The organism is Chamaesiphon sp. OTE_75_metabat_556 (genome assembly GCF_031378165.1).
Lineage (GTDB): Bacteria > Cyanobacteriota > Cyanobacteriia > Cyanobacteriales > Chamaesiphonaceae > Chamaesiphon.
In genome coordinates this window covers 1-8,502 of sequence record NZ_JANNDR010000007.1, presented here as the reverse complement: position 1 = coordinate 8,502, position 8,502 = coordinate 1, and the positions used below count along the sequence as shown (strand labels likewise).

Here is an 8,502-nt window from a genome sequence, read left to right as displayed (position 1 = left end):
TACCCAAAGTAACGCTTGGGGCGCGACGTTTTCGGGGGAAGCTTCCCCCGAAAAGCTCGCTTGAGAATCCCACCTCTGGGTTAGACGCTGCAAGGTATCTGATCTAAGTGGTTTCGTTGATCCAAGAATCCCCGTCTCTTTAGAGCGGGGAGTGTCAAGTCGCTGTAACTAGATAGCTCGATCGAATCATTTGAGTTTCTTGGCGATGCTTGCTGGCAGCTTCGAGTAGATCGGTCAGTTGTGCCAATTCTAATCTGAGTGGCTTGTGAATCGCCGCCGCCAACCACGGCCAGGTGGGTAGTTTGGTAAACATGCCCGCCCACAGTTGATTGGTACCGACACTCAGTGGTTGAAAAAATGGAAATGGAGAAGGGGGCGATTGGGGTAGTCGCTGACTCGCACCAGTTAGCAGCGGATTAGTCATCATGGGCGATGGGCACAGCAATACCACGCCACCACTAGGATCGCGTTCGACCAAAATCAGATAACCGGAATAGCCAGCACAGATATCGATCGAGACTGATGTCCGTGCGGCGATCGTCCGCGCAAACTTGGGACGATCGAGTTCGCTGTCTGCTGCTGGTGCGGCCAATACCAGCCCAAAGCGATCGTCTGCATCTGTCGCCAAATTCCACAATAGCTGCCACTGGTTTTGGAGAGTTCGATCGAACCATTGCACGTCTGTAAAAAAATTCGCCCGATCGAGCTTCAATCCATAAAAGATCGCCGCCCAAGTATCTTTATCTAATCTTTGACCGTTGAAGGCTCTTCTGGCGGTGGGTTCGCCACCCAACTCTGGGACTCTAGCGAGTAATTTTTTGGCAGTCCCAATTTTGCGAGTTGTCAACATGGCTTGCCACTTGACCCGACTGCCTGCGGACATTTCGATCGTCGGCACCGAGGAATCGCGGCTAGATGTAGCCGATCGATCCGAACTAGGAGTTTGCATGGAATCTAGTGATTAGTTCTGTCAAATACTAGAATTTTACTGCATTTCATCAATGCTGAACGGGAGGGTCGATCTATTGGATCTTATTTAGAGTTGGGTGTCTGCGATAATTAGCTATTGTTAATCAAAATCTGCTGGATGGGTACCCTGATACTAAGAGCGATCTGAATCGCCTGTATGTGCTCATTCTTCTTACTAAATATTTATGCTCAAATCAGCTATTCTTACAACTATTGCGATCTCGCTACTATCATCAGTTACGATTGTTGCTGATGCTAAAGAGCGAACGAATCATCCTCGATCGAATCTCTTTTCACTAGATTTAATTGCTAAACAATCTCAATCTGATGCTGCACATTCAGATCTTAAAGGGATTGGCCAAGCTATATCTCAATACTTTAAAGATAAGAATAATAAAGAGATGTCCAACGGCCAAGCAGGTGGGGTTTGCTTTTTCTTCGAGGTCAAAAGCTTGAAGCTAGTATCTTTGTCTGATGAAAATGCCGAAGTTCTCATCAAAGTAGCTGCCCAAGGTTATCAAGTAGAGCGTGTCAGCACAAATTCATCAAAATGGCTCTACAAAAAAACTCAAGCTTCTATCCCCGCTAAAATTGAGCATATGATGATACTCAAAAAATCTCATAAAAAATGGAATGTTAGTAGTTCTGTTGTGTAATATATCGAATCAATTGATACCCGATCGAAGTATAGCGATTGACAATAGTCACACTATACTCCGACCAGATCTTTTATGATAAATATTTCCAGAGCTATACGTGTTCTTCAATTATCAAGAAATTATATCTATCAAAAAGCCCGATCGCATTCGATCGGGCTTGCTTAGATGTGTGGATTAGAACTACTTAGCTGGAGTCTGCGAAGCTGGTTTCTCACCAATTTTATGCGAGACTTCAGTACCACCTTCTGATAGGACGATCGTCGGAGAGATCGTACCGCGATCTTCGATGCGTTTGACGATGATATTACTATTCGCAATTCGATCGCCGACATTAATATAGCGGCTGAATGATTCGTTTGGCAATTTGACAATAACTTGAGTCTTGCCTTCGACTTCAATTAAACCAGATACCTCTACAGCCTTCGCTTGGAGCACCTGCTCGGCACCTTGTGGCGATCGCGCGGCAATATCAGTGGGACGAGGTGTTGGTGTGGAATTAGAGCCGATATTGACCGGACGCAGTACGTTACTGTTGGTGGCAGTTTTAGTGGCAGTGGAAGATTTTGATATGTTACTTGGCTTAATCGCAACAGTAATTTTTGGTAAATTTCTATTGATACCAGTTCTCGGAATCGAGGAGATGGAGGTATCTCCATAACGAGCAATGCTAGGCTCTGCTGTCGTTGTGCCCTTGCTGGCAATTGGTGTATTGCTAGTAACTTTAGCAATTTTAATTCTGGGTAACGGACTATTTACACCAGATTTGATCGCAGGGGATGCATTTTTGATGGTGGGGGAGGCATTAGTAGCAATCTTCCCTGTGGCTGGTTGTGGTTTCCCAGATTGACCGAATGAATCTTTCTCAGCAACTTCAATCGGTTGTAATGCTAAGGTTGCAAACGGATCGGTACGACCTTTGGCGACAGTTTTAGCCCAAGTTTCACCATTTGTGGGGGGGATCAAACCAGCAGCAACATCTACAGATACTGGCTTGACACCAGGGGTTCCTGGTTTAGCGGCTACGGCGGGAGTAGTGGCTGCTGGAGTGGCTGGTGCAGGTACAGTTGCAGTGGGTGCTGTTGCTGCTGGGCTAGGAGCTGGACTGGCTGCTGCCGTGGGGCTGGCTGCTGGAGTCGCAGCGGGTTGACTATCGCCACAACCAGACATGAAGATCGCTAAACTACCGATCGCGCCTAAATAAAACCAAGATTTTTGCATGACTTTCTATACCTCGCTTCCCTGAATATTCATATACATATAACTTCGATAACAGTCGGGATGATTAGACGTTTACTCTGCGCCATTATGTCTAGCCGTGCAGCTTCGCAACAGCTAATGACGTGTCTATTTTTATACTACCCAAATCTCTGGCTGCACTATCGCAATTGGGGATCGATCTCGGTCTAATTTCCAATTTCAAGATCTAGCAATCGCTACATGGTGAGAACACAAACTCGATCGAGTGCAAAAACAGCGCGATCGAGCATTACGAACATGCTTAGTTTTCGTTATTCACCAACATCACTTTGAGGACGTTCAGACCTTTTTTGACATGGCGAGAGACAGTAATCACACTAATGTCCATCCGCTCGGCAACTTGCTTTTGAGTCAAATCGTGGAGGAAGACAAATTCGAGAATTTGGCGGGTGTGTTGTTCGAGTGTCACCAAACTTTGTTGGAGGCGCAACCGATCTTCTTGTGATAGTTGAAAACTTTGGTAGTGGCGATCTGGTAGTAGATCTGCTAAATTATTTGCTTCGTCGTCGCTGCCTACCGGACAGTCTAAGCTCACTGGCTGGCGGTTTTGATACGCCATTTTGATTTCTTGCCACTCAGCCAGGGGAATCTCCAATGCCTGGGCGATCTCGGCTTCTGTGGGCGGACGTTGATACTCGGCTTGCAATGTTTTGGCGATCGTGCCAGCTTGTTGGATCAGCGCGAACCAGCGACGCGGCATCTTTAAAACCGAACTCTTGTCTCGAAGATAGTGTTGGATTTCACCTCTAATGTAAGGCATCGCAAAAGTACTAAATGCAAAACCTTTGGCAATTTCAAATTTGTCGATCGCATTAATCAGTCCGATACTCCCAACCTGAAGTAGATCGTCATAAGTTTCTTTGCACTGACTGACCCAATAGTGTGCCTCTTTCCGCACCAATCCCATGTTTAGTTCCACAATCTGATTCCGCAGTCTTGCCTTACCAGTCTGTTGATATTCACGCAGTAGTTGTAAACTGTGGTGCTTCAGATCGCATTCTAAAACGGTAGTCATGACGATTTTTCTAGTTAAAAGTTGATAGTAGAGCGCGGAAAATGCAAACTGATAATCAGATTCTGGGATCGAAACTAACTCCGAACTCGCTCTGAAACAGTGGTGGGTCTAAATCTGTCGCTAAGTGTCGATCGCGATCGCAGATCCGAACTTCGCTTTAAAAATGCATCGATCGATTCAAATTTTTTTAATTCCTATTAACATGACTGGTAAGGATTCGTCTCACTGTCAACCCCCCTGTGATTGAAGTTTGAGTTACTATTTATTTAGTAGATTGCATTTTTTTTGGTTACTCAATTGCTCTTGACTCAAGCTAGAATATTCATTCACCCTGGCTCGTTAAGTTTAGTCTCAGAGTCGGTTAAATTACATCAGTGGGATTACTAGTTATCGATGTCTACGTAAAGTTCGATCTAATGTAATGCGTGTTTTTACTGAGTTTGATATTTTCCAATGTTTATGATGGACTTATCTACATTGTGAATGATGATCGAATAAATAGTTGTGATAACATCACCAGATGCATGTCGATCTCGATCGCAATCGGTAAAACATGCGCGATCGAAGTAGCAGATCTGCGGTGGATGGCCGCAAAAATTTTCGATGGCAACCATTCAATCGCCACCGCCAAGCAAACCACCATATCTATTTATCGATCTGACAACTCGCCGTCCCTTGAGCATCTCCACGACAGTGGGTGCGCAGATCTTGAGTATTTAGCTAGAAAGGCAACCGCAACCACCGGGAGATCCAATTACGCACTCGATCGAAGATCTTGGCAGCGGGGATTGTGCCACCTTGGGCTTCCCATTTTTCGATTAAGGCCAAACCCAATGGTGTCAAGCGAAAACTATCTGTCAAACCTTGCCCGTCCACTTCCCGCCGCAACATCCCGACTTGAATCAACCAATTAGTCGCCGTTTCGACGCTCAACTCCGAGAGCGGATAGCGGGTATAACCAGATTTGACGCCCAGCTTGCCAGCTAATTTGGGGACAGAGACACTTTCCCACCGCATTTTGGCAAACAGAGCTAGCTCGAAGGGCGCGCACCGGAGCGCAATATCGGCTCGATCGATCGTTTTGACTGGATAGGAGATAATTTTGCCGGAAGGAGGATTAGCAACCACGATCGCTACATTAGATAAAGATGAGTACATCTATTGTAACGTTTTGGCCGATCGCGCCCAGATAAATGGCGGATGTTCTAGACCGAGTAAATGTGGGAAATTAACTAAGAGATAGTAATGAGCTTTTTAGCAGCGATCGACATCACTGTTGAAACTAAATTTACGATCGCATCCGTTTTCTTTCAGGCTCACTCTATGTGCCGGAAGTTCTCTCTAACCAGTCCACTTCACCCACATCACGATCGTGTCTAGCGGCGAATCACCTAAAGTCCCTTTTCCCTGGTCGGCATTTTTGAGTCAGCCAGTCTTTCATCACAAGCATAAACTCATTCTCAATCCCAGTGCCTTTAAGCAAGTATATCAAGTCCGCTTACTGGAAAGTTGTTTGCGCAAGCAATTGCCAGCAGCAGGCTATCGCAAATGAGTGCTTAGAACCGTTATCATTTCAGTTCAAAAAAGCAAGTAGGTGGCAACAAATTGCACCTACTTGCTTTTTTTGATGGCAATTCAGATGCCAATTTAGTAAGGTTGAGATTTTGAGGATTCGATCAAATATCTGGCGCAAGCGAGTTAGATCGTTAGTGGGGTTTCGATCGATTGCCGAATTTTCCCCAACTAAAACCCCAAGGCTCTGGCACCTTGATAGAAGCTAAAACTCGCGATCCAAGCCAGTACTAACGACCAAAAGACACCTAGCAGCGCGAACTTGATACTTTTTGATTCTGCTTTAATTACTGCTACTGTCGAGAGACAAGGCACGTACAGCAGCGTAAATAACATAAAGCTGTAAGCCTGTACCCAGTCAATTTCTCGCGCGATCGCACCAGCCAATCCCGCATCCTGTTTGGTGGCATAAATCACCGCCAATCCCCCCAACACGATCTCTTTGGCAATAAACCCGAAGATCAATGCTACCGATAGCTTGGGGTTAATTCCGATCGGCCCTAAAATCGGTTGGAGTGCCTGCCCGATCTGTCCCGAAATCGTCCCCGCACTGGCAGGTTCGACATTTGTGGGGAGATTATTACACAGCCAAATGGCGACTACGCCAAAGATGATAAATCGCCATGAAAACCGCAAAAAATGCTTAGTTTCTGACCAAGCACGCAGGAACATTTGTCGCACGGTGGGGAAGCGATAAGGCGGTAATTCGAGGATCAGTGGCTCTTGATTGGGATACTTACCTTTGAAGATAAAAGCTGTCAGAATCGCTGCTGCAAAGCTAAATAAATAGAGACTAAACAGCACCAGCGGCGCGACGCTGGCACTAAACAACGCCGTTGTCATGAAAATAAACACATTCAGCCGTGCCGAACACAGCGAGAACGGAATCACCAACATCGACAGCAGCCTCAATGCGGGCGATCGCATCACCCGTAATCCCATAATTGCAGGGACATTACAACCAAAACCCATCAACGACATCACAAACGATCGGCCATCCAAGCCCAGCCGCTCCATGAAGGCATCCATCAAATAAGCCGATCGCGATAAGTAACCACTATCTTCGACGATCGCCATACAGATAAAAAAGACCCAAATGACGGGAATAAAGGCAGCCACCGTCGCCATCCCGCCATATAGCCCATCAACGAGCAGATCGTGGGGGAATGTGGGTAAAAAGCTCAATAATGGTTCGACAGCAGCAGTTTTAAACCATTCGACTCCTAAATTCAACCCATCTTGCAACGGCTTGCCGATGGTATATACCATCTGAAACATCAGATACATCAATCCGAAGAAAATCGGCAACCCAAACACGGGATGAAGTAAGATGCGATCGAGTCTAGTCGTCAAGGTGTCTTTAACGGCCGACACCCGAAAACCATCTTGGAGCAAAGTGCCCATGTCAGCGGCAAACTGCGGATCGTCTCCTAAATTGAGATCGATGTTACCCGTTAAGAGTGGATTGGATTGTAGGCTCAATCGTTCGGCAATCAGACTGCGGGCATGGATGTAGCCCTGCCCATATTTAGCACTCATCTGCACCACTGGCATATTCAGGTGTCGCGCGATCGCTTCTGGATCGACATGTACGCCAAATTTGGGTGCCTCATCTGCCATATTGAGCAGTAACAAAGCTGGCAAACCGAGCTGCTTGATTTGCAGTGCCAGACTAATTTGGCGATCGAGCTGCGTAGAATTGAGAATAATGATAATTAAATGGACGGGATTGCTCTCCAAAAACCGCCGTACTACTTCCTCATCCTCAGAAAAGCCTCGCAGATCGTAAATCCCTGGCAAGTCCACTACCTGAATTTCCTGCTGCCCGATCTTAATTTTGGCCACTAGCAGATCGACAGTAATTCCCGGCCAATTCCCCGTACTGGCATTTGCACCAGTCAAGCGATTGAAGAAGGTAGACTTACCCGTATTGGGCATTCCCAGCACGGCAATTTGCTTCAAACCTTCGGTGCTAGCAATATCCAACAGCGGACTACCGTCTGAGTTGCACTTATTACAGTTAACTGATTTTGTCATCTTTTTTAGCTCTAGCAAATATACCAACACTAGCGGCTGACTTATCTTTGTCGGCAATTAGGGCGCATTGGTATTCAAGAAACCCTGCTCTATACAATTCCGCTAAAGCCCAAAACCTAAAGCCTAAAGCCTAACGCCTAATTAGGTAGCACCTGAATCGCTCTCGCGTCACAACGGCGCATAATCACTTCTGTCGTCCCAATCCGCACATGCAACGGCCCACCCAACCAAGCCTTGCGAATCACCGATATCTGCTTGCCCACCCGAAATCCTAAAGCTTGTAATCTGTGCTCTAAAACAGTTTCTGTACTTATTCCCAGGATAGATGCTGTAGTCCCCAGTGGGAGCGCACTCAGTTCGGCCAAAGACATTCGATTTTCCTTTATGATAATTACTTGCGTCTGAATCCAAAAATTGGGTAATGATTACAGCCCCTCGATCCAATTCGAGCTGAGAGTCAGACGATCGCTCTAACTTCTTCTTTGACTGAATCTTAGTAGATTTCCTTTCGCGGCGAGCGGCTGGCCTACTAGTTCAAAATTTAGATAAGTACCAGTATCTTTAACACTTAATTAATACTAACCTTTTATGAGAAATACTGTCAACAAGAAAATTTTGATGTCGATCTGGACATCATCCTCGCAACCAAACAGCAAGTCTTTCGATGTCATAATGGGCAATGTGGAATTGTCAGCCAAGGAGATAATGTCAGTATGAGTAACCAATCGCCAATCCCGGTCGTCGTCAATGGTGCGGCGGGGAAGATGGGATTAGAAGTCATCAAAGCCATCGCGAACGCTCCCGATTTGGTGTTGCTAGGTGCGGTCGATCGTAACCCCAAGATCCAGGGTGAAGACATCGGTGAAATGGCTGGCTGTGGAGCCTTGGAGATTCCAGTGATGAACGATCTCCAAGCGATCCTGGCGATGGCATCTCAAGAGAAACAAGCCGCCGTCATGGTAGATTTTACCCATCCCGACAGTATCTATGAAA

Annotated in this window: 8 protein-coding genes and 1 pseudogene; 3 read left to right on the top strand and 6 right to left on the bottom strand. The window is 46.2% G+C overall.

The features are described 5' to 3' along the window. Nucleotides 1-154: 154 nt before the first annotated feature. The gene (locus tag RMO27_RS00220) at nt 155-949 is read right to left on the bottom strand and encodes a hypothetical protein (RefSeq protein WP_309727903.1); all 795 of its coding nucleotides are present in this window, start codon (nt 947-949) and stop codon (nt 155-157) included. A gap of 205 nt (nt 950-1,154) precedes the next feature. Here RMO27_RS00220 and RMO27_RS00215 point away from each other — a divergent pair, with 205 nt between their 5' ends. Beyond that, nucleotides 1,155-1,625 carry a hypothetical protein gene (locus tag RMO27_RS00215; RefSeq protein WP_309727901.1) on the top strand — a complete coding sequence of 157 codons (471 nt, stop codon included), beginning with the start codon at nt 1,155-1,157 and terminating at the stop codon, nt 1,623-1,625. Between the two features lie 183 nt (nt 1,626-1,808). On the opposite strand, the gene RMO27_RS00210 is transcribed toward RMO27_RS00215, so the two are convergent. The 3 genes from RMO27_RS00210 to RMO27_RS00200 all read right to left on the bottom strand — a co-directional run bounded on the left by RMO27_RS00210 (nt 1,809) and on the right by RMO27_RS00200 (nt 5,058). Then, nucleotides 1,809-2,846, bottom strand: a complete 1,038-nt coding sequence (locus RMO27_RS00210; RefSeq protein ID WP_309727899.1) for a hypothetical protein — start codon at nt 2,844-2,846, stop codon at nt 1,809-1,811. A gap of 280 nt (nt 2,847-3,126) precedes the next feature. Continuing rightward, entirely contained in the window at nt 3,127-3,900 is a 774-nt protein-coding gene (locus RMO27_RS00205) for an RNA polymerase sigma factor SigF (RefSeq protein WP_309727897.1), read from the bottom strand. Nucleotides 3,901-4,620: 720 nt separating this feature from the next. Continuing rightward, complete coding sequence (locus RMO27_RS00200) at nt 4,621-5,058, bottom strand: Npun_F0494 family protein (RefSeq protein WP_309727895.1); 438 nt, start codon at nt 5,056-5,058, stop codon at nt 4,621-4,623. A gap of 214 nt (nt 5,059-5,272) precedes the next feature. Here RMO27_RS00200 and RMO27_RS00195 point away from each other — a divergent pair, with 214 nt between their 5' ends. After that, nucleotides 5,273-5,452: a hypothetical protein gene (locus RMO27_RS00195; protein WP_309727893.1), complete on the top strand. Its 180-nt coding sequence runs from the start codon at nt 5,273-5,275 to the stop codon at nt 5,450-5,452. 191 nt (nt 5,453-5,643) lie between these two features. Here the strand turns inward: RMO27_RS00195 and feoB are convergent, their stop codons facing one another. Continuing rightward, nucleotides 5,644-7,434, bottom strand: coding sequence for a ferrous iron transport protein B (gene feoB / locus RMO27_RS00190; RefSeq protein ID WP_396133587.1), 1,791 nt, complete (start codon nt 7,432-7,434; stop codon nt 5,644-5,646). A 212-nt stretch (nt 7,435-7,646) separates the two neighbouring features. Further along, nucleotides 7,647-7,880 (bottom strand): FeoA family protein, encoded by a 234-nt coding sequence (locus RMO27_RS00185; RefSeq protein ID WP_309727888.1) that lies wholly within the window; start codon nt 7,878-7,880, stop codon nt 7,647-7,649. 342 nt (nt 7,881-8,222) lie between these two features. Here RMO27_RS00185 and RMO27_RS00180 point away from each other — a divergent pair. After that, nucleotides 8,223-8,502: pseudogene (locus RMO27_RS00180) on the top strand (4-hydroxy-tetrahydrodipicolinate reductase); the annotation flags it as partial.